Origin of the sequence: Citrobacter gillenii (assembly GCF_013337685.1) — a bacterium.
Classification (GTDB): Bacteria; Pseudomonadota; Gammaproteobacteria; order Enterobacterales; family Enterobacteriaceae; genus Citrobacter; species Citrobacter gillenii.
In genome coordinates, this window is the sequence record NZ_SUQN01000011.1 from 20873 (window position 1) to 42544 (window position 21672).

Genomic DNA, 21672 nt, shown 5'->3' on the forward strand with positions numbered 1-21672 from the left:
TAGCTTAACCTCTTTTACGTCTGTACGCAGGTGCGCTTTGCGGCTTTGGGGTACTCTCCTGAAGCGCCATCACAACACTTGCGAATTCTTTCATCACCCTGCGATAGACATCGCGTTTAAATGACACTACCTGTCGAACCGGATACCAGTAACTCACCCAACGCCAGCCATCGAACTCGGGCGTGCTGCTGGTTTGCATATTGATCTCAGCATCGCTGCTTACCAATTGCAGAAGGAACCATTTTTGTTTCTGGCCGATACAAACCGGCTTCGTGTCCCAACGCACCAAACGTTTCGGTAACTTGTAACGCAACCAGTTACGAGTAGAAGCCAGGATCCGCACATCTTTACGACTGAGGCCCACTTCTTCAAACAGTTCCCGGTACATCGCCTGCTCTGCTGTCTCTCCCGCGTTTATCCCACCTTGCGGGAATTGCCAGGAGTGCTGACCAAATCGCCGGGCCCACATGACCTGCCCCTGGCGGTTACAAATTACTATTCCTACATTCGGGCGGTAGCCATCGTCATCAATCACCGGACTACCTCAACATAAACCTTATATATAAACGATTGTTTCACACTCCTGAGAGGCGGTAAACCACTGTGTTAAGTACACGAGACTCTAATAACAATTGAATAACTCACAGCAAAGGACTGAGTTATAAACAGAGGTAGGCTGAGTTAGGCGATTTTATTCACCTTTTCTGTGGATATAGTTGTGAAGAAGTACGGAATTACTATGGGAAAACCCGGAACAGTCTGAATATGACCTTTGTCACATATAAAAATTAGTCGTCTATATTCATTGAGTTAAAAGCAAATACTGTCACCTAACACACAGAAATGTGATGTACATCACGCATACGATCCTCGAGCTGATGAAAGATCAACCAGCGTTGGTTTTATCCACAGATTGTGCCAATAAGTTAGGCACAATTTGTGTGAAAATTCGATTTTCGTCGCACGTCAAGGCTGTAAATTGAAACAGTAGTGGGGGTTTTTCACAGTTATCCCATCTTTCTGTGGATAACATGGTGTAAGATCCTGTTCATTGTCAGTGACCAGAATTGGAAAACCTCATCGGTTGTTGCGCAACTCTTGATTATGAAATTTAAAAATCAATATAAATCAGATAATTGAGTAAAGCTTGTGGAAAAAGATAAACTCTGTCCACTCGGTATAAAATCATTGCTCATTTTTTCGCCTAAGGGTTAACTCAATGTCAGAACTCCAGCCACTGCTTTCTCCCCCTGAATCCGAAGCCCTGCTGCTTGCCCAGGCACGGCGGCTTTCGGGCTACACGTTAGGGGAACTGGCGGCAATGGCGGGGATTGTAACCCCCAACGATTTGAAACGGGACAAAGGCTGGATCGGCGTACTGCTGGAGATCTGGCTCGGCGCCAGCGCGGGCAGCAAGCCGGAGCAGGATTTTGCGGCGCTAGGCGTAGAGCTGAAAACGATCCCTGTGGACAGTCTTGGCAGACCGCTGGAAACCACCTTCGTTTGCGTAGCACCATTAACCGGCAATACCGGCGTAACATGGGAAACCAGCCATGTCCGCCATAAACTTAAACGTGTGCTGTGGGTACCGGTGGAAGGGGAACGCAGCATCCCGTTAGCCCAACGTCGCGTAGGATCCCCGCTGTTATGGAGTCCGAATGAAGAAGAAGACCGGCAATTACGCCTGGACTGGGAAGAATTGATGGACATGATTGTGCTGGGCCACGTCGAACGCATCACCGCCCGCCATGGGGAAGTGTTACAGCTACGCCCAAAAGCCGCCAATGCGAAAGCGCTAACCGAAGCCATTGGCGCAAATGGTGCGCCAATTCTGACCCTGCCACGCGGTTTTTATCTAAAAAAGAACTTCACGCGCGCACTGCTGGAGCGTCATTTTTTATTCCAGACGTAATAGGCACAGCCCGGCCTTTCGCCCGCCGCGTTACGCGCCTATAATTAGCGCTTCTTTTTTTTGGCAGGACTTTGTTCGATGTTATTTGCATGGATAACCGATCCTAACGCCTGGCTGGCGCTCGGTACGCTGACGCTGCTGGAGATCGTTCTGGGGATCGACAATATTATTTTCCTTTCTTTGGTCGTAGCTAAACTCCCGACCGCACAACGCAGTCATGCCCGACGTATCGGGCTGGCGGCAGCGATGATCATGCGTCTGGCACTACTGGCGTCTATCGCCTGGGTCACGCGTCTGACCAACCCGCTGTTTGAGGTGTTTGGCGAGGCGATCTCAGCGCGTGACCTGATCCTTCTGCTTGGTGGATTGTTCCTGATCTGGAAAGCCAGTAAGGAGATTCATGAGTCTATAGAAGGTGAAGAAGAAGGGCTGAAAACGCGCGTATCCTCGTTCCTCGGGGCAATTGTGCAGATCATGTTGTTAGACATTATCTTCAGCCTGGACTCCGTCATCACCGCAGTAGGCTTGTCCGATCATCTGTTTATCATGATGGCGGCGGTAGTTATTGCCGTCGGCGTGATGATGTTTGCGGCACGCCCGATTGGTGAATTTGTGGATCGCCATCCCTCGGTAAAAATGCTGGCACTCTCTTTCCTGATCCTGGTCGGCTTCACGCTGATTCTGGAAAGTTTCGATGTGCATGTGCCGAAAGGGTACATTTATTTCGCCATGTTCTTCTCTATCGGTGTAGAGACCCTGAACCTGTTGCGCAATAAAAAGAACCCGCTCTGACCCCATCAGTCGCTCTCCCACAAGGGGAGCGACGACCCACATCACCTTTTCTTCTCACAGATTAAGATTTTACTGCTTTCACCCGGCATAACTTCGCGTTATTACTAAACTAGTGTCAGACGCAGGCCACGTGAGGATAAATAGATGAAAAAATGGGCAGTTTTAATTTCCGCGGTAGGATTGGCTTTCGCCGTTTCTGGATGCAGCAGTGATTATGTGATGGCGACCAAAGATGGTCGGATGATCCTGACCGACGGTAAACCCGAAATTGATGATGATACCGGTCTGGTGAGCTATCACGACCAGCAAGGCAATGCGATGCAGATTAACCGCGACGACGTATCTCAAATCATTGAGCGTTGATGGTTGAGGTCAGCCTCGCTGCTGGCCTTAACAATTTTGCTTCCCTTTTTCCCTTCCCTCAGCCATTTTTATAATCCTTATGTTGTGATTATAAAAAGGAAACGGCTATGCAATATCACCGTATACCCCACAGCTCGCTGGAAGTCAGTACACTGGGGCTGGGCACAATGACGTTTGGTGAACAAAACAGCGAAGCCGACGCACACGCACAGCTTGACTATGCCGTAGCACAAGGCATCAATTTAATCGACGTTGCCGAGATGTATCCGGTCCCGCCACGCCCGGAAACCCAGGGCCTCACGGAAACCTACGTCGGCAACTGGCTCGCTAAACACGGCAGCCGTGAAAAACTGATCGTCGCCTCGAAGGTCAGCGGGCCGTCGCGTAATAATGACAGCGGCATTCGCCCGAATCAGGCGCTGGATCGTAAAAACATTCGCCAGGCACTGAACGACAGCCTCAAACGCCTGCAAACCGATTATCTGGACCTGTATCAGGTTCACTGGCCACAGCGCCCAACCAACTGCTTTGGCAAGCTGGGCTACAGCTGGACAGACTCCGCTCCGGTAGTCACTCTGCTGGAAACGTTGGAAGCGCTAACAGAATTTCAGCGCGCCGGGAAAATTCGCTATATCGGCGTGTCCAACGAAACCGCATTTGGCGTCATGCGCTATTTACACCTGGCGGACAAACACGACCTGCCGCGCATTGTCACTATCCAGAACCCCTACAGCCTGCTGAACCGTAGCTTTGAAGTGGGATTAGCGGAAGTCAGCCAGTACGAAGGCATTGAACTGCTGGCCTACTCGTGCCTGGGCTTTGGCACATTAACCGGTAAGTACCTGAACGGCGCGCAGCCTGCCGGCGCACGCCATACGCTGTTTAGTCGCTTCACGCGCTACAGCGGCGAACAGACGCAAAAAGCCGTCGCCGCCTACGTAGATATCGCCAAACGCCATAACCTGGACCCGGCGCAGATGGCACTGGCCTTTGTGCGTCGCCAGCCGTTTGTCGCCAGCACCCTGCTGGGGGCGACAACTATGGAGCAGCTAAAAACCAATGTCGAAAGTTTGCATCTGACGTTAAGCGAAGAGGTACTGGCAGAGATTGAAGCGGTGCATCAGGTTTATACCTATCCTGCACCGTAACGTGTAGTGCCTGATGGCGCTACGCTTATCAGGCCTACAAAAACAAGCCGTACTGTAGGCCGGATAAGGCAACGCCGCCATCCGGCAACAGCACGTAACAGGCTAATGGCGACGTTGCCAGATCCACAGCGCCGTAATCGCCAGCGCGAACAGCCCGCCAAAGCCAATTCCGATAGCAACTGCCGGAATGCCCACCAGCACCGCCAGCGAGTAAATACCGAGCATCAGCAGCATGGCGCTGTTTTCACCCAGATTTTGCACCGCGATGGCATTACCCGCGCCGACGCTTTTTTTGCCTCGCTCTTGTAGGAGCGCATTCAGCGGCACAACAAAGAAACCGCCCAGCACACCAATAAGCATCAGCAGCCCATAGGACGGCAACAGCGCATGCTGCAGAGATAAGAACAGTACGCCGACGCCAATCAGGATCCCCGCGGGCATACAGCGAGACACTGTCTCCAGCGTGACCAGCTTCGCCGCAGCACCCGCGCCAACAACAATCCCAATTGCCACCATCGCGTTGAGATAGGTCGGTGTGGCATTATCGGTAATCCCCAACGCTACCGGCACCCACAGTACCAGCAGAAAACGCAGCGTCACCCCCGCGCCCCAAAACAGGCTGGTTCCCACCAACGAGAAACGCGTTTCACCGTTGCGCCACAACGAAGACGCCGCGCAGAAGAAGCTGCGCGTCATTTTCCCCAGATGCCACGACTGACCAGGACGCGCGGCAGCAAGCTTCGGGATTGACAGGTTAGCCACCACCGCACCCGCATAGGCCAGTGCGCAAACCGAGAGCGCGGCTATCACATGCCTGTCGGCAAGCACACCGCCAGCCACCGAGCCCAGCAGAATAGCAGCGATGGTTGAGGCTTCCATCAGACCGTTAGCTTTCACCAGTTTATCGCCGGTGGTCAGTTCCCCGAGAATGCCATACTTGGCCGGTGAATACGCCGCCGCGCCAACTCCCACTAGCGTGTACCCCAGAAAAGGGTTAACACCGAAGCAAATACTTGCCGCCCCCAGCAGTTTGAGACCGTTGGCGAACATCATCACTCTGCCTTTGGCAAAGCTGTCCGCCACCTGCCCGACAAAAGGGGCGAAAAGAATGTAAGCACCCACAAACACCATTTGCAGGATCGGCTGGCTCCAGTCCGGATAGAATTGCTCTTTCAGCAACGCCAGGGTGGCAAACAGCAGCGCGTTATCGCCAAACGCCGACAGAAACTGCGCGGCGATAACGGACATCATCCCTTTGGACCAGATTGAAGTGTTAGTGTGTACTGACTCACGCATGTTGTTGTTCCGGTTCATCAACCCAGCTTTTCAGCGTTACAAAGTCCGGCTTACCGCTGCCGAGGAGAGGGAGTTGCTTCAGGTGGCGAATATCACGCGGCACGGCAAGCTCAGGGATGCCGTGGGCCCGCGCATGCTGCAGCAGTTTTTCACGCGTCAGCTCGCTGTCTGTGGTGAACAACACCAGCGCCTCACCTTTGCTGGCATCACTCTTGATAGCCGTGGCGTGCATTTTGTCAGCAGAGACCGCCAGCGCCAGCTGCTCCACCATTTCCAGCGATACCATCTCACCAGCAATTTTCGCAAAGCGCTTGGCGCGCCCCTGAATCTGCACAAAGCCGTTCTCGTCAAAACGCACAATGTCACCGGTGTCATACCAGCCGCGCTCAACCTCGCCCTGTGCATTTTCTGCCGTCGGCACTTCCAGTACACCCGGGTTTTCAACGCGCAAATAGCCGCTCATAATGTTCGGACCTTTCAACTGCAAACGTCCGCCGTCTTCAATGCCTGGAACCGCCAGCAGTCGGGCATCCATACCGGGCAGAATACGCCCTACCGTGCCTGATTTTGCCGCCATCGGCACGTTAATCGACACCACCGGCGCACATTCCGTCACGCCATAACCTTCAAGCACACGCAACCCAAACTTCTCCTGCCACAGTTGCTTTGTGGTGTCCTGCAGCTTTTCAGCTCCCGCTACCACGTAGCGCAGGCGGTGGAAATCATAAGGATGGGCAAAGCGCGCGTAGTTGCCGAGGAACGTCGAGGTGCCAAACAACACGGTGCAGTTTCGGTCATACACCAGCTCCGGCACAATGCGATAATGCAGCGGGCTGGGATAGAGAAAGACTTCGGCACCGGTCAGGAGCGGCGTAAACAGCCCCACCGTCAGGCCGAAAGAGTGGAACAACGGCAGCGCCGACATAAAGCGATCGTCGGCGGTGAAGTCGGCAATGGTTTTAATTTGCTCGACGTTCGCCAGAATGCTTTTGTGGCTGTGCACCACACCTTTCGGATGGCCCTCAGAGCCGGAGGTAAAGAGGATCACCGCAGCTTCTTCAGGCTGCTGCTTCACCTGAGCCAGGTGCGGCATCAGCAGATGAGAGAAAATCCACACTTTATCGTTAAAGGTAACATCGGCTTTTAAATCTTCCAGGTACACCCAGCGCACCTGGGTAAGCTGTTCCGGCAGATGCCAGAGTTTGCCTTTGTCGAGAAACTGGCGGGAGGTAAAAATCGTTTTGATTTCGGAGGCGGTAATGGCGCTGGTCAGCCCTTTTACGCCCGCCGTGTAGTTCATCATGGCCGGAATACGTCGACGGGCAATAGCGCCAAAAATCACAGCCGCGCTAATCCCCGCATTGGGGAGCATCAGACCAATCTTCTCACCTTCTACGCTGTATTTTTCCAGAATACGGGCAACAAACAGCGTTTTGGTCAGCAGTTTGCGATAGCTGTCCGGGGTAAAGTTAACGTCTTCAATGCAGTTTTTTCCTGCGCCAAAGCGGTACTTCGCCGCCAGCAGAGACTCATACAACGTTTCACGCGGTCGTACGGCCATGCGCGCTTCCATCATAATCTGGTGCAGCATTTCACCGGCCATCTTGCGGCGATCGCGGGCGCGCGGCGCTTCTGGCATCGGTAACTGCGTAGGCGGCAGGATATGTAGCTGAATGCGTGGGAAGAAACGTCGTTTAACTAAACCTTTCAGGCGGCTAAAGTAGCTCAGCTCAGCGCCCTCAATGCGCACTGGCACCACCGTCGCGCCCGATTTCGCCGCGACAAATCCGGCACCGTCATAGATTTTCATCAATGAGCCGGTGGTCGAAATACGGCCTTCCGGGAAAATAACCACCGGACGTCCCTGCTCAACCAGGCGAACCAGATGCTTAATTGACATCGGTTTAGTGGGGTCTAGCGGCACGAAATCAATCAGCGGGGTGAGCCAGCGCATGTACCATTGCTGGCTGATCGAGGTATAAACCGCAAAGACCGGGCGAATCGGCAAAAACAGCGCCAGCAGCATACCGTCGATAAAAGAGACATGATTGGGAGTGATTAAGACGCGCTCTCCCCGTAGTGCACTGACATCGCCCGTAAGGCGAACGCGGAAAAGCACGCGAAACACATTGCGAAAAAACCCTAATAGCATTTCAACTCCCTGTACCATCAATTATCTAAAGATGAATGGTGGCAGATTATACGAGTTGTGGGGGAGGCGCGACAGGTAAATGGAGTCCGAAAAAAGAGGCGAAAAAAAACCTGCGCATCCGCGCAGGTTGGTGCAAGAGACAGGTACGAAATGCGTACCGAATAATCTCACCAATCAATACCTCTGGGATCTTGATTGTGGTCGCCACCGGGCCGATACGCCAGTCCGAAAACGCAAAGGAATGAACCCAAGTGCAACCAGTTGTGTAAATTATCGCTTACTGTTACAGATGCGCGTAAAGGCAAAAAAAAACCTGCGCATCTGCGCAGGTTGGTGTAAATCTTGTGATCAACCCGAAAGCTGATTTCACCTATCAATACCTCTGGGATCCCAACTCTAGCAATCCTGTCTTTCTCCTCGCCAGCGAACAATCGCAACAGGTCATCGCAAAGTGTAAGCAAAGATTTTCATTCTCTCTTTCTGTCTTACTTCGCTCGTGTGCGCTCACATTTGCGCAGTCCTGATGGGCAATCTGCTTGAACAACCAGCCATTTTCCGTAACACTGACGGAATGTAAGCGTTTACCCACAACAGGTACTATCATGGCGACTATAAAGGACGTAGCCCAACTCGCTGGTGTATCAGTCGCCACCGTTTCTCGCGTGATCAATCATTCCCCTAAAGCCAGCGAAGCCTCCCGCCTGGCTGTGATGAGTGCAATGGAATCACTCAACTACCACCCTAATGCCAATGCGCGTGCGCTGGCACAGCAATCCACCGAGACCGTCGGTCTGGTGGTGGGTGATGTGTCCGATCCATTCTTCGGGGCAATGGTTAAAGCTGTCGAGCAGGTGGCCTATAACACGGGTAATTTTTTACTGATTGGTAACGGCTACCATAACGAGCAGAAAGAACGTCAGGCGATTGAGCAACTTATTCGCCACCGCTGCGCGGCTCTGGTGGTTCACGCAAAAATTATCCCGGACGCGGAGCTGGCGTCATTAATGAAACAAATCCCCGGCATGGTGCTTATCAATCGCATCCTGCCTGGCTTCGAACAGCGCTGCGTTGCGCTTGATGACCGTTACGGCGCATGGCTGGCAACCCGCCACCTCATCCAGCAGGGGCATACGCGCATCGGCTACCTGTGTTCTAACCACAGTATTTCTGATGCAGAAGATCGTCTGCGGGGCTATTACGATGCACTGGCAGAAAGCAACATCCCGGTCAACGATCGGCTGGTGACCTTCGGTGAACCGGACGAAAGCGGCGGCGAACAGGCGATGACGGAACTGCTGGGACGTGGCAAGAACTTCACCGCTGTCGCCTGCTATAACGACTCAATGGCGGCAGGTGCTATGGGTGTATTAAATGATAATGGCATCGATGTACCGGGCGAAATATCACTGATCGGTTTTGATGATGTGCTGGTTTCCCGCTACGTGCGTCCACGGCTGACGACGGTACGCTACCCAATAGTAACGATGGCAACCCAGGCCGCCGAACTGGCGCTGGCGTTGGCCGACAACCTTCCGGCACCGGAAATAACGCATGTATTCAACCCTACGCTGGTCCGTCGACATTCCGTTTCGACGCTGACAGAATCAGGGAATTCTTCGTCAAAGGATTAATCAGGATAGCGTCATGACAACGATGTTGGATGTTTCTCGTCATGCTGGCGTATCAAAAGCGACCGTTTCGCGTGTGCTGAACGGAACGGGTCAAGTCAAAGAAAGCACGCGCCAGAAAGTCTTTAATGCCATGCAGGCCTTAGACTACCGCCCTAATTTTTTGGCGCGTTCGCTGGCGAATCGCACCAGTAACAGCATTGGCCTGGTGGTTTCCACATTCGATGGCTTCTATTTTGGCCGTCTGCTGCAACAGGCTTCACGCCAAACCGAATCCCACGGCAAACAGCTGATCGTGACCGACGGCCACGATACGCCGGAGCGCGAACAGGAAGCGGTACAAATGCTGGCCGACCGCCAGTGCGACGCCATTATTCTTTACACCCGCTATATGAGCGAAAAAGCGATTATGTCGCTGATGCATAGCATTAATATGCCACTGCTGGTCATTAATCGCGATGTCAGCCAGGCCCGCGACCGGGCAATTTTCTTTGAACAAGAAAATGCGGCGTATCAAGCGGTAAGTTACCTGATTTCACAAGGCCATAGCGATATTGCCTGTATCACCGTCCCGCACCATACCCCGACCGGTAAGTCACGCCTGATGGGTTATCGTAAGGCGCTGGAAAAGCATGGTATTCCCTGGGATCCCGCGAAAGTTAAATACGGTGATTCTACGATGATGAGAGGCTTCGAGGCCTGCCGTGAATTGCTGGAGGAAGGGGTGATTTTCAGCGCCCTCTTTGCCTGTAACGATGATATGGCATTAGGTGCCTCAAAAGCATTACATCAGGCCGGGCTGAAGATCCCGCAGGATGTATCGCTGTTTGGTTTTGATGATGCCCCCAGCGCCAAATGGCTGGAGCCGGGGCTGTCGACCGTCTATCTGCCGATTGATAGCATGATCACCACAGCCATCGACCAGGCCGTCCGCCTGGCGAACGGTGAGAACGTTGAACCCATCCCGCCATTTACCGGCACGTTGATATTGCGTGATTCGGTCACAACAGGGCCGTTTTACGAATAGTTCCGGGATACATTCGTGCATATTTGTAGACCTGATAAGCGTAGCGCCATCAGGCATCACCGCGCACATTGCCGGATGGCGGCTACCGCCTTATCCGGCCTACACCCGGCCAAGCGCAGCGCCGCCGGGAATCCCATCTATCAAATAAGCTCCAGCGCCAACAGCTCTTCAATCGTCTGTCGACGACGAATCAGTCGCGCCACGCCGTTATCAAACAGCACTTCCGGTAGCAGCGGTCGGCTGTTGTAATTCGACGACATCGACGCGCCGTACGCCCCGGTATCGTGTAGCACCAGATAATCGCCCGGTACAACCGCTGGCAGCAGACGCGTTTCGACTTTGCCGCCCTCCTGCTGGGTAAATACATCACCGGATTCACATAGCGGCCCGGCAACCACTGTGTCAATCTGCGCGGCCTGCTCTAACGAACGACCATCACCCGCCAGCGCCGAAATGTGGTGATAACTACCGTACATCGCCGGGCGCATCAGATCGTTAAAACCGGCGTCGATCAATACAAAATGGCGGCTACCCATCTCTTTAACGCTGCGTACTTGCGCCACCAGCACACCCGCTTCGGCCACCAGAAAACGCCCAGGCTCGATCTCAAGTTTCACCGGATGCCCCAGATGTTTAGCAATTTGCTCACGCGCGGCGTTCCACAGACCAAAGTAGTGATCGGTATTGATCGCCTCTTCCCCTTCACGATACGGGATCGATAAGCCACCACCCGCCGAGATCGCGTCAAGATCCTGGCCAAACTCCACCACCTGACGCACCATCGCGCCGCACACCTGCTCCAGATGACCGTAGTCCACGCCGGAGCCAATATGCATATGAATACCGACCAGTTTTAGCTGGTAGCGCTGGATCACTTCCAGCGCCGCCGGAAGGTCGCTATACCAGATCCCGTGCTTGCTATTTTCACCGCCGGTATTGGTTTTCTGGCTGTGCCCATGACCAAAACCAGGGTTAACACGCAGCCACACGCGGTGACCCGGCGATACCTGGCCCAGTTGCTCAAGCATATCCACCGACCCGGCGTTAACGGGGATTTGCAGCTCATGCACCCGTGCCAGCGTCGCTTCATCAATCATATCGGCGGTAAAGACAATCTCATCGTTACCCGGCACGAACCCCGCCGCCAGCGCACGTTCAATCTCGCCTAATGAGACGGAATCCACCTTCACGCCCTGCTCACGCATCAGGCGCAGGATATGAATATTTGAGCACGCCTTCTGGGCAAATCGCACCACGTCAAACTGGCCGAGTTTAGCAATCTGCGCACGGATGATTTGCGCATCGTAAACCCACACCGGACAGCCAAATTCGGCGGGCAGGCACAGCAGGTTATCAGCGGTCAGGTCAGTATCGGTATTGTTGAGTGGACGTGGCATAGCGAACTCCGGTATCTGTTTTTTATGATTACGCCACAGCCTGAACAGAATAAAAAATATCGTTTTATCGCGAGTCTATGCAAAAATGATATGGACTGTTTATTCGAGGATTACCCATGCCTGCCGTTAACCTGCGCCATATCGAAATTTTTCACGCCATTATGACGGCGGGTAATCTGACGGAAGCCGCGCGGATGCTAAATACCTCGCAGCCGACCGTCAGCCGCGAGCTGGCGCGATTTGAACAGGTGCTAGGATTAAAGCTTTTCGAGCGCAGCCGTGGTCGCCTGCACCCAACGGTGCAAGGGTTACGGTTATTTGAAGAAGTGCAGCGTTCCTGGTACGGCCTAGACCGCATCGTCAGTGCCGCAGAAAGCCTGCGCGAGTTCCGCCAGGGGGAGTTATCGATTGTCTGTCTGCCGGTCTTTTCACAATCCTTTTTGCCCTCGCTGCTGCAACCGTTTCTGGCGCGCTATCCGCAGGTGAATATTCAGATTGTGCCGCAGGAGTCTCCACTGCTGGAGGAGTGGCTGTCGGCACAGCGTCACGATTTAGGCATAACGGAGACGCTGCATACTCCCGCCGGAACCCAACGCACGGAGTTACTCTCGCTTGATGAAGTTTGCGTATTGCCGCAAGGGCATCCGCTGGCTGAAAAAACGGTCTTAACACCGCAAGATTTTCAGGGCGAAAACTATATTAGTCTGTCCCGCACCGACAGCTACCGCCAACTGCTGGATACCCTGTTTAACGAGCATCAGGTCAAACGCCGGATGGTGATTGAAACCCATAGCGCCGCCTCTATTTGCGCGATGGTACGCGCAGGCGTGGGGATCTCTGTTGTGAATCCGCTGACGGCGATGGACTATGCCAGCAGTGGGATCGTTATCCGCCGATTTAGCGTTTCGGTGCCGTTTACCGTAAGTCTAGTGCATCCTTTACATCGCCCTTCATCAGCGCTGGTTGATGCTTTTAGCAGTCATTTAATACATCAAACACCTAATATCATTGAATCTTATAAATGCTGGCTAAATTCATAAAATCCCAAAAAAACCATGTAGCACAAATAGCTAAAGAAGTGTTTTTTATTTATAACATAATGAAACCAATAAATAAGATATTATATAACATTGAAATCCATTCACGCAAAATATGATTTAATCTTTCCTTAATATACTTTTTAGGAAAACACACTTTATTGCGAATCGTAAAAAGTATAATTTTACCTCATTCCATAACACTTTCTTACTTTAAATATTAAACCATAACTAGCGCATTACTTATTCAACAGGATGCTGAATAACAGAATGACTAACAGGGAATTATAACATGACACTAAAGTTAAACCTGTGTGCTATTTCACTAGCATGTTTGGCCCCGCTCTGCCACGCAAATATGTCCGTCTATCCCATGTCAGTTGATATGAACGATCAAGGCGAAAGCAGCGTGCGTGTTATTTCTCGCTCCAGCGATGTGCAATATATTAAGACGTCAATTCTTAATATTACCGGTATCGGCACAACCCAAGAAAAAGAAACTGAAATTAAAAATGGCGATCCTACCGCGATTGTCGTTATGCCTCCCAAATTCGCCCTCCCCGCTGGCGCCACTAAAATGGTACGACTGGTCGCAATGGAGCCGGTAAAGGAAGAGACAACCTACCGTGTGAAGTTCGAGGCAGTACCGCAGCTTGATGACCCGCTTGAAGGGACTCAAAATACCAAGTCGCAGTTAACCATTAATCTTATCTGGGGTGTACTCGTCAGCGTCCCACCAGAAAACCCGCAGCTAAAAATCAACCTACTTGCCGATGGAAAAATAACAAACACCGGTAACCAGCGTTTTAAAATATTAAAAATAGGATTGTGTAAAAAATCACAATCAGACAAAGACTGTGCATGGCAGGATGTTGGTAATAATATTTACCCACGCGCTAGCTATGTACCTAAAAACATATTGAATTACGACCGGATCGTTGTTCAGTATTGGAACTGGATTGACAAGTCAAAGCACTCGCAGGACTTCCCAATTCATTAATCAGTAATTTATTACATGGAATATAAGTAAATGAAATCAGTTATCTCTAAATCCTTACTCGCTTTGGCAATGGTTTCTGTAATGGGTTCTGCAATGGCAGTACAGAAAGATATTACCGTTACTGCAACCGTTGATGCCGCGCTGGATATGACTCAGGTTGATAACTCTGCGCTGCCAAAAAACGTTGATATGCAGTATATCCCAGGCACCGGTCTGGTTCCTTACCAGCTGCAGACCAAAATCTGGGCAAACGACGTGACAAGTGATGTCATGATGCAGTTGACCAGCGATGCCGTTCTGGTTAACAGCCTGGGTGGTGACACCGTTCCGATGACCGTTTCCTGGGGCGGCGAAGCGCTGTCTACTACCGCGGTAACTCTGGCAGCAAAAGAACTGTTCCCGAATGCTGATACCGCACTGAAAACAGGTTCTGTAGCTAAAGCCCTGCAGATCGCACAGACCACGCAGGAACCTCTGACTACCGGTACCTATCAGGGTATTGTCAGCATCTATCTGTACCAGAACGCCGGCACTATCTAATTTTTACTGCAATAAACCCAATGAACCGAAGAAAAGTCTTCGGTTCATTTTTTACTATATCAAGGAAGATGATTGAGTAATGAAAAAATCAATTCTTGGGCTATTAATCTTTTCCATACTCAATGTCGCTCATGCACGTACAGACTCAATTCCACCAGGATTTGAAGCCATCGTGCAGGGCCAGCAGGAATATATTGACGTCCATCTTGCAGGACGCAATCTGGGTAAGTTTTACGCCACCGTGAACCTTGATACCGTTAAGTTTGAACAGCCCCAAAAGATTATCACCGCAATGGCCCTGGGTAACGATCAAGATCGTATCAAAACCGTTGTAGCAAAACTCAGCCAGCCTCTTGAACGTCACGGTGAACTTGCCTGTTCGACGGTAAACAGCGGCGCTGGTTGCGGTTATCTCACCACTAACGACGTCGCACTGATTTATAATGACGAGCAGAACGCCGTCAATCTCTTCTTAAATAAAGAGTGGTATCCCGACAGCACCCAAACCGCTCTCTATCTGAAAGCAAGCCAGGATGATGATATCGTTAACGCGTTCATCCATCAGCAGGATATTAACGTCGCCATCCAGGACGATTTTAAATCGGCATATCTGCAAGGTACGGGCGCATTAGGCATCACCGATAACAGCTACATTGGCGGTTACTGGAGCCTGAATGGCAACGAGAGCGATGGTGAAACCGAGACTGATGTTGACGTCAGCGAACTGTACTATCGCTATGATCTCATGAGCCGCTTTTACGTTCAGGGCGGGCGAATGGATAGCCGCAGCCTGTTTAATCTTGATGGCGGTAACTTTAATTTCACCTTCCTGCCGCTTGACGCCTTTGACGGGGTTCGCGCAGGATCGACCTTGAGCTATCTCAACCGCGAACAGGCGGGCCAGGGCACACCGGTCAACGTATTGCTTTCGCGCAGCTCACGCGTTGATGCCTATCGCGATAACCAACTGCTCGGTTCGTTTTACTTAAACGGCGGCAATCAGTCACTCGACACCAGCTCGTTCCCGTCAGGGAGCTATACCCTTCAGCTGAAAATTTATGAAAGCAATCAGCTTGCCCGTACTGAAGTGGTTCCTTTTACCAAAACGGGGAGCATAACGGACGGCCATGCCCAGTGGTTTATCCAGGCGGGTAAACTGGCGGATGACTCCAGTTCATCAACAAGCTATAGCGATGACGGTTCCACCTCTGCCCAGGCTGGCGTGCGGCTTCCGGTAACGGCACAAAGCGAGCTGATGCTCGGCGTGGCCTCGGTAGACAATAACTTTTCTGCGGAAGTTAACGGTCATATAACCCCGGCACTGGGTGCTTTGGGTGATATGGATCTGCAAACCGGCTTTTTCTATAACGACCAGGGTGGCCGCGGTAACATGCAGCAGCTCAACTGGCGGGTGGAGAACTTGCCCTCACTGAACTTGTACCGAAAAGATACTAGCGGCGGTCAGTGTTCCGGCGATACTGATTCTGAAGATTACGATCTCAACTGTTTTGAAAGCATCAGCGCAGGTCTATCACAAAACATCTTAAGCTGGAGCCTTTCCTTAAACTGGAACCGCACCCGCAACCATGCGGACTATCGCACGCGCTGGGACAACGACGAAGACTTTAGTGATAACTATTTCAACCAGGCAAGCGCTAATTCCACCTCAGATACTATCCAGTTTAGCGCCTCACGCTCTTTCAGCCTGACTAGCTGGATCCTGAACACCAACCTCGGCGTATTTACGCGTAACAACAACGACAGCACCGGCAACGATAACGGTGCCTACTTTATGTTTACCTTCAGTGAGATGCCGCGCCAGGATAATAACGCGCGCAGCCGTAGCACCACCATCGGTGCCGATTATCGCACTAGTAAAAACAGTAGCGACCAGACATCCTGGAATCTGGCACGGACCTGGTATGACGATAACGTCAACCATAAAGAAGTGGGTGTGAGCCTTGGCGGTATTAATACTGATACCCTCGACAGCGGCGTCAACGGTCGTATTGATGGTCTGTATGGCAACCTCAGCGCCTATCTCACCGACAGCTACGACACGCAGGACCGCGATCACAGTACCGCCTTTACCGGCAGCTACAGCTCCACGCTTGCCGTCAGCCGCCACGGGGTGCAGGTTGGCCGCGCGGGTAACGGTGACCCATCGGCAGCCGTGCTAATCGCGGTGAAAAAAATGGACGACACCGATGCCGATGATTTGTCCGTGGATGCCACCACAAATGGCAGTAAAGCCAGCCTGACCGGCGATGAATCGGTCCTGTTCCCTTACACCGGTTATGAAATGGGTTACGTCGACGTCAACGACAGCGCACGTAAAAACCAGACCGGTACCACCAACCTGATTACCGGTTCAGGTAAACAGAGCCTGATGTTGCTGCCAGGTAAACTGCGCTATCGCGAGGTGTCCGCTACCTTTAACTACAACTATATTGGCCGACTGCTGCTGCCGGAAGCGCTGAAAAAATATCCAGTCATTGGGGTAAACAGTGCGATGTTGCTGATGGCAGATGACGGTGGGTTCACGCTGGAAATGCAGAGCTCTTCACGCGATCTGTACGTATTGGCTGGTCAGTCATTCCTGAAATGCCCACTGAAGGTACTGAAGAAACGCGCCAGCATTCGCTTTGCCGGAGATATTCAATGCTCTGTGGTGACCTACGATCAGTTGCCTTCGCCAATTCAGGTACAGGCACAGCTTAAGCAATCACAGCGCAGACAAGCGCTAGAAACCGCACAAAGGGAGAGTGTGCAATGATGAAAATCACGATGTTATTAATCCTGTGCGGCGCACTCATTAGCGGTTCTGCCAGCGCCGATACCTATACCGGGCCAACCCCTAATGTAACAGCCACACAAGATTATGTTCTCCCTTCAGGGGCACCAGCAGATTATTACCTTTGGAAAGACGATTACATTGGTGCCTATGGGTATAGCTTATCATTCGGTACCTATACATGCGCATATGCAGATATTCAGCAAACATGTACCCACCAGAGCAACTCATCGACTATCAGCATAATAGTCAAAGAAAAGCGTAGCGGAATGAGCCATGTTTTAAAATTGCAGGCTTATCTACAAGGACTGATTTACGATACAACAGACCCAAGTCAGTCATTTACGTGTGGGGGTCACAGACCACTCAATTTCTCATACCAAGCATCTTGTAATTCAATTAGTGCAAACTCCAGGACATTGACGGTCTGGATGCCCCAGGACGAGATGAATAACCTACCCGTTGGCGGCGTGTGGGAAGGCCAGCTTAAAGTTGGTTTTAACAAAGCTGATACCGTTGTGAATTACTCTGCTGACATAGTTTTGAAAGGCAAAGCCACTGGCAAACAGGATATTTACTTCCCGGAATTTAACGGCGCTAACCCACTGGTTCAGCTTGATCTGCACCCGACCGGATCGGTCACCAGCAATAGCTATGTTGAAGATGTCACGACGCTCGATATGTGTCTGTACGACGGCTTCAACTCCAACAGCGACAGCATGACGCTATCGTTTAAAGATGAAGGTAAAGCGGCGGCGGCCCGCCAAAACGGTTATTTCTCTATCTACAACACCGCCACGGGCGGAACAGATGAAGCCGAACGAGTCGATTACCGCGTGGAAATGTTCGATCCTCACAGCAAAGGCTGGAGAACGGTTAAAAACAACGATTCCTTCACTCTACAAGCCGGAGAAAACGGTCAGGATCAAGTACGTCCGGTACGACTACCGTCGATTACCTATCCTGTCCTTTGCTCCCCTGCACCGCTGCGGCTGATTGTGGATAAATTCCGCGTCACCGACAAAGCCGCCGGATACTATAAAGGCGTACTGACCGTGGAATTTAGCCCCAGCCTGAACAGCATCTAACAACGCGCTTATCCGGCCTGCCCCATAATGTAGGCCGGATAAGCGCAAGCGCCATCCGGCACCCCAGCATCAAGACAGCATAAACTCCACCGCATCAGCCGCATGAATCGCCGCCGTATCAAACACCGGTAGTGGGCTTAATTCTGCTGGCACCAGCAGACCAATCTCGGTACAACCAAAAATCACCCCTTGCGCTCCCTGGCTCGCCAGTTCACCTATCACACTCAGGTAATAATCACGCGACGCATCGCTGAACTCGCCAAGGCATAGCTCTTCAAAAATTATCCGGTTAATTTTCAGGCGTACGTCTTGTTCGGGAATCAAGGTGCTAATACCAAATTCATCCTGTAGGCGACCGCGATAGAAATCCTGCTCCATGGTGTAGCGCGTACCCAACAGCGCCACATTACTCATATTCTGCTGACTGATGGCGCGTCCTGTTGCATCCGCAATATGCAGAAAAGGCACATTACAGGCGGCTTCAATCGCCCCGGCTACCTTATGCATGGTGTTGGTACACAGCACAATGCCCTCGGCACCGGCCTGTTGAAGTCCCCGCGCAGCCTGCGCCAGAATGTCGCCCGCTTTATCCCACTCGCCACGACTCTGACACAGCTCAATCTCATGGAAATCCACGCTGTGCAGTAGGATCTGCGCCGAATGCAGGCCACCCAATCGCTGTTTTACGCCTTCGTTAATCAAGCGATAATAAGGAATGGTCGATTCCCAGCTCATACCACCTAACAGACCGATCGTTTTCATCATTTTCCCCGCGTTCGTTACCGTCATGCCAGTGAAGCAAAGATGTGATCAACTTTCCACATCTGTGAGCAAGCGTTTCTTTTTTTACTCTTTCTGATATAAATTTAATGAAACATTGTTTCAACATACTACAGGACTGCCGGATGTTTATTTTTCATAAAGAAACCACCCTTGAAGATTTGGGCAATGGCGTGAGCCGCCGCATTCTGGCTCACGATGGCAAAATGATGGCCGTTGAAGTCAACTTTGAACAAGGCGCAGTTGGCCCAATGCACTGCCACCCGCACGAGCAGCTAACCTACGTGCTGTCAGGTGAATTTGAATTTACCATTGGCGAAGAAAAGCATGTCGTGCGCGCCGGTGACACGTTATATAAACAACCCAATATTATGCACGGCTGCGTGTGTTTAAAGCCGGGAACATTACTGGATACCTTCACACCGGTACGTGAAGACTTCCTGAAAAGATAATGTCCCCCTTTATTTCAAGCCTTCCTTAGTGGAAGGTTTTTTTATGCCCGCAATAGCATTGTTAGCATGTTAATAATATAACTTTCATTACTTTAACCCGCCAAAAAAGCTGCCATACATGTCGTCATAACCCATAGAAATCCGGCAGGAATTTTTAAAATATGACGCGCACCTCACCTATTTGAAACGCCGTTTCGACTTTGATCACATTTCCATCATTATGTGAATGACGTAGAAACAAATCGCAATAAAATAAATTAAAACGATGTTTTACAAATCAAGAACGGCGGTTCATTCATGTTGATCGTTAGGATGAAAACCGGTTAATGACAACATTAAAAGCATTGTATATCAATCATTAACAGGGAGCATTGGTATCGCAAACAGACACAGAACGCCGACACACCGGGCATCCAGAGAGTATGTCCGGTTCGTTACAACCGAATCCGTATTAAACCATTACTCGCCAGGTAGGTATGTATGAATGAAAACAGAATGCTGGGATTGGCGTGGATATCACCCTATATCATAGGGTTGATAATCTTTACCGCCTTCCCATTCGTTTCATCTTTCTTCCTCAGTTTTACTGAGTATGACTTGATGAGTCCGCCGGTGTTTAACGGCATCGAGAACTATCGCTACATGCTGACAGAAGATGCTCTCTTCTGGAAATCCATGGGCGTGACGTTCGCCTACGTATTTTTGACAATCCCATTAAAACTGGCATTTGCATTAGGGATTGCGTTTGTTCTTAACTTTAAATTACGCGGTATCGGCTTCTTCCGTACGGCTTACTATATTCCGTCCATCCTCGGTAGCTCCGTGGCTATCGCCGTGCTGTGGCGTGCGCTGTTTGCCATCGACGGTCTGCTGAACAGCTTTATCGGTGTATTAGGCTTTGACCCGGTTAACTGGCTGGGTGAACCCTCGCTGGCACTGATGTCCGTGACCCTGCTGCGCGTCTGGCAGTTTGGCTCCGCGATGGTTATCTTCCTCGCGGCGTTGCAAAACGTACCGCAGTCTCAGTACGAAGCGGCAATGATCGATGGCGCATCCAAATGGCAGATGTTTATGAAAGTCACCGTGCCGTTGATTACGCCGGTTATCTTCTTCAACTTCATCATGCAGACCACACAGGCATTCCAGGAGTTTACTGGCCCGTACGTGATAACCGGCGGCGGACCAACCTACTCCACTTACCTGTTCTCCCTGTACATCTACGACACGGCCTTCAAGTACTTTGACATGGGCTACGGCGCGGCGCTGGCCTGGGTATTGTTCCTGGTTGTTGCGGTCTTTGCGGCCATTGCCTTCAAGTCTTCGAAATACTGGGTGTTCTATTCCGCCGATAAGGGAGGCAAAAATGGCTGATATCCAACAAATCTCTGAAGCTCAGAGCATCGCTGAGCGTGAAGTTGCCCGCACCCTGCGTCGGGAAAAAATTAACGCGGCCATCCGCTACGTGATCCTGCTGTTGGTAGGGCTGCTGATGCTGTACCCGCTGGTGTGGATGTTCTCGGCCTCGTTCAAACCGAACCACGAGATCTTCACCACCCTGAGCCTGTGGCCTGCAAACGCCACCTGGGATGGCTTCGTCAACGGCTGGAAAACCGGTACCGAATACACCTTCGGCCATTACATGCTGAACACCTTTAAGTATGTGATTCCGAAAGTCATCCTGACCATTATCTCTTCCACCATCGTGGCATACGGCTTTGCCCGCTTCGAGATCCCATGGAAGAAATTCTGGTTCGCCACGCTCATCACCACCATGCTGCTGCCAAGCACCGTCTTGCTGATCCCGCAGTACCTGATGTTCCGTGAAATGGGCATGCTGAACAGCTATATGCCGCTGTACCTGCCGCTGGCCTTCGCCACGCAAGGGTTCTTTGTCTTCATGCTGATTCAGTTCCTGCGCGGCGTACCGCGTGACATGGAAGAAGCGGCGCAGATTGACGGCTGTAACTCCTTCCAGGTGCTGTGGTACGTGGTGGTGCCGATTCTGAAACCGGCCATCATCTCTGTCGCTCTGTTCCAGTTCATGTGGTCAATGAACGACTTTATCGGGCCGCTGATTTATGTCTACAGCGTGGATAAATACCCGATTGCACTGGCGCTGAAAATGTCCATCGACGTTACCGAAGGTGCGCCGTGGAACGAAATTCTGGCAATGGCGAGTATCTCCATTCTGCCATCCATCATTGTGTTCTTCCTGGCACAACGCTACTTCGTACAGGGCGTTACCAGCAGCGGAATTAAAGGTTAA

At 51.5% G+C, this 21672-nt stretch carries 19 protein-coding genes; 14 read left to right on the forward strand and 5 right to left on the reverse strand.

What is annotated here, in order from left to right; translation table 11 throughout:
- Nucleotides 1–4 precede the first annotated feature (4 nt).
- A complete protein-coding gene (gene rppH / locus FCH32_RS21400; protein WP_003825602.1) occupies nucleotides 5–535 on the reverse strand; it encodes an RNA pyrophosphohydrolase in 531 nt (176 codons plus the stop codon).
- A 684-nt stretch (nucleotides 536–1219) separates the two neighbouring features.
- Here rppH and mutH point away from each other — a divergent pair.
- The 4 genes from mutH (at nucleotide 1220) to FCH32_RS21420 (ending at nucleotide 4215) form a co-directional block, all read left to right on the forward strand.
- Entirely contained in the window at nucleotides 1220–1912 is a 693-nt protein-coding gene (gene mutH / locus FCH32_RS21405) for a DNA mismatch repair endonuclease MutH (RefSeq protein WP_174361486.1), read from the forward strand.
- A gap of 78 nt (nucleotides 1913–1990) precedes the next feature.
- Nucleotides 1991–2704, forward strand: coding sequence for a TerC family protein (locus FCH32_RS21410; RefSeq protein ID WP_096755846.1), 714 nt, complete (start codon nucleotides 1991–1993; stop codon nucleotides 2702–2704).
- Between the two features lie 144 nt (nucleotides 2705–2848).
- Nucleotides 2849–3067 (forward strand): lipoprotein YgdR, encoded by a 219-nt coding sequence (gene ygdR / locus FCH32_RS21415; protein WP_000758660.1) that lies wholly within the window; start codon nucleotides 2849–2851, stop codon nucleotides 3065–3067.
- Nucleotides 3068–3174: 107 nt separating this feature from the next.
- Nucleotides 3175–4215, forward strand: coding sequence for an NADP(H)-dependent aldo-keto reductase (locus tag FCH32_RS21420; RefSeq protein WP_096755845.1), 1041 nt, complete (start codon nucleotides 3175–3177; stop codon nucleotides 4213–4215).
- 102 nt (nucleotides 4216–4317) lie between these two features.
- On the opposite strand, the gene lplT is transcribed toward FCH32_RS21420, so the two are convergent.
- Entirely contained in the window at nucleotides 4318–5511 is a 1194-nt protein-coding gene (gene lplT / locus FCH32_RS21425) for a lysophospholipid transporter LplT (protein ID WP_174361487.1), read from the reverse strand.
- Nucleotides 5504–7663 carry a bifunctional acyl-ACP--phospholipid O-acyltransferase/long-chain-fatty-acid--ACP ligase gene (gene aas / locus FCH32_RS21430; protein ID WP_115257566.1) on the reverse strand — a complete coding sequence of 720 codons (2160 nt, stop codon included), beginning with the start codon at nucleotides 7661–7663 and terminating at the stop codon, nucleotides 5504–5506. Before aas ends, lplT begins: the two co-directional genes overlap by 8 nt.
- 602 nt (nucleotides 7664–8265) lie before the next feature.
- On the opposite strand from aas, the gene galR reads away from it, so the two are divergent.
- Together galR and FCH32_RS21440 are read left to right on the forward strand one after the other, a co-directional pair.
- Nucleotides 8266–9294, forward strand: coding sequence for an HTH-type transcriptional regulator GalR (gene galR, locus FCH32_RS21435; RefSeq protein ID WP_174361488.1), 1029 nt, complete (start codon nucleotides 8266–8268; stop codon nucleotides 9292–9294).
- 13 nt (nucleotides 9295–9307) lie between these two features.
- Nucleotides 9308–10318 carry a LacI family DNA-binding transcriptional regulator gene (locus FCH32_RS21440; protein WP_096755840.1) on the forward strand — a complete coding sequence of 337 codons (1011 nt, stop codon included), beginning with the start codon at nucleotides 9308–9310 and terminating at the stop codon, nucleotides 10316–10318.
- A 140-nt stretch (nucleotides 10319–10458) separates the two neighbouring features.
- On the opposite strand, the gene lysA is transcribed toward FCH32_RS21440, so the two are convergent.
- Nucleotides 10459–11715: a diaminopimelate decarboxylase gene (gene lysA, locus FCH32_RS21445; protein WP_174361489.1), complete on the reverse strand. Its 1257-nt coding sequence runs from the start codon at nucleotides 11713–11715 to the stop codon at nucleotides 10459–10461.
- A gap of 116 nt (nucleotides 11716–11831) precedes the next feature.
- Between lysA and FCH32_RS21450 the strand changes: the two genes are divergently transcribed.
- From FCH32_RS21450 to FCH32_RS23370, 5 genes are all read left to right on the forward strand, one after another.
- Complete coding sequence (locus tag FCH32_RS21450; RefSeq protein WP_174361490.1) at nucleotides 11832–12755, forward strand: LysR family transcriptional regulator; 924 nt, start codon at nucleotides 11832–11834, stop codon at nucleotides 12753–12755.
- A gap of 289 nt (nucleotides 12756–13044) precedes the next feature.
- A complete protein-coding gene (locus tag FCH32_RS21455; protein ID WP_174361491.1) occupies nucleotides 13045–13752 on the forward strand; it encodes a fimbria/pilus periplasmic chaperone in 708 nt (235 codons plus the stop codon).
- Between the two features lie 30 nt (nucleotides 13753–13782).
- On the forward strand, nucleotides 13783–14292 hold the full coding sequence (locus FCH32_RS21460; protein WP_174361492.1) for a CS1 type fimbrial major subunit: 510 nt from the start codon (nucleotides 13783–13785) through the stop codon (nucleotides 14290–14292).
- 79 nt (nucleotides 14293–14371) lie between these two features.
- On the forward strand, nucleotides 14372–17068 hold the full coding sequence (locus FCH32_RS21465; RefSeq protein ID WP_174361493.1) for a TcfC E-set like domain-containing protein: 2697 nt from the start codon (nucleotides 14372–14374) through the stop codon (nucleotides 17066–17068).
- Nucleotides 17069–17079: 11 nt separating this feature from the next.
- Nucleotides 17080–18174 carry a CfaE/CblD family pilus tip adhesin gene (locus tag FCH32_RS23370; protein ID WP_338075332.1) on the forward strand — a complete coding sequence of 365 codons (1095 nt, stop codon included), beginning with the start codon at nucleotides 17080–17082 and terminating at the stop codon, nucleotides 18172–18174.
- A 69-nt stretch (nucleotides 18175–18243) separates the two neighbouring features.
- Here the strand turns inward: FCH32_RS23370 and FCH32_RS21475 are convergent, their stop codons facing one another.
- Nucleotides 18244–18936, reverse strand: coding sequence for an aspartate/glutamate racemase (locus FCH32_RS21475; protein WP_174361521.1), 693 nt, complete (start codon nucleotides 18934–18936; stop codon nucleotides 18244–18246).
- A 143-nt stretch (nucleotides 18937–19079) separates the two neighbouring features.
- Between FCH32_RS21475 and FCH32_RS21480 the strand changes: the two genes are divergently transcribed.
- The 3 genes from FCH32_RS21480 (at nucleotide 19080) to FCH32_RS21490 (ending at nucleotide 21672) form a co-directional block, all read left to right on the forward strand.
- Nucleotides 19080–19406, forward strand: a complete 327-nt coding sequence (locus FCH32_RS21480; RefSeq protein ID WP_137363195.1) for a cupin domain-containing protein — start codon at nucleotides 19080–19082, stop codon at nucleotides 19404–19406.
- 480 nt (nucleotides 19407–19886) lie between these two features.
- Nucleotides 19887–20777 carry a carbohydrate ABC transporter permease gene (locus FCH32_RS21485; RefSeq protein ID WP_096755836.1) on the forward strand — a complete coding sequence of 297 codons (891 nt, stop codon included), beginning with the start codon at nucleotides 19887–19889 and terminating at the stop codon, nucleotides 20775–20777.
- The gene (locus tag FCH32_RS21490; RefSeq protein ID WP_096755835.1) at nucleotides 20770–21672 is read left to right on the forward strand and encodes a carbohydrate ABC transporter permease; all 903 of its coding nucleotides are present in this window, start codon (nucleotides 20770–20772) and stop codon (nucleotides 21670–21672) included. The genes FCH32_RS21485 and FCH32_RS21490 overlap by 8 nt, the downstream gene beginning before the upstream one ends.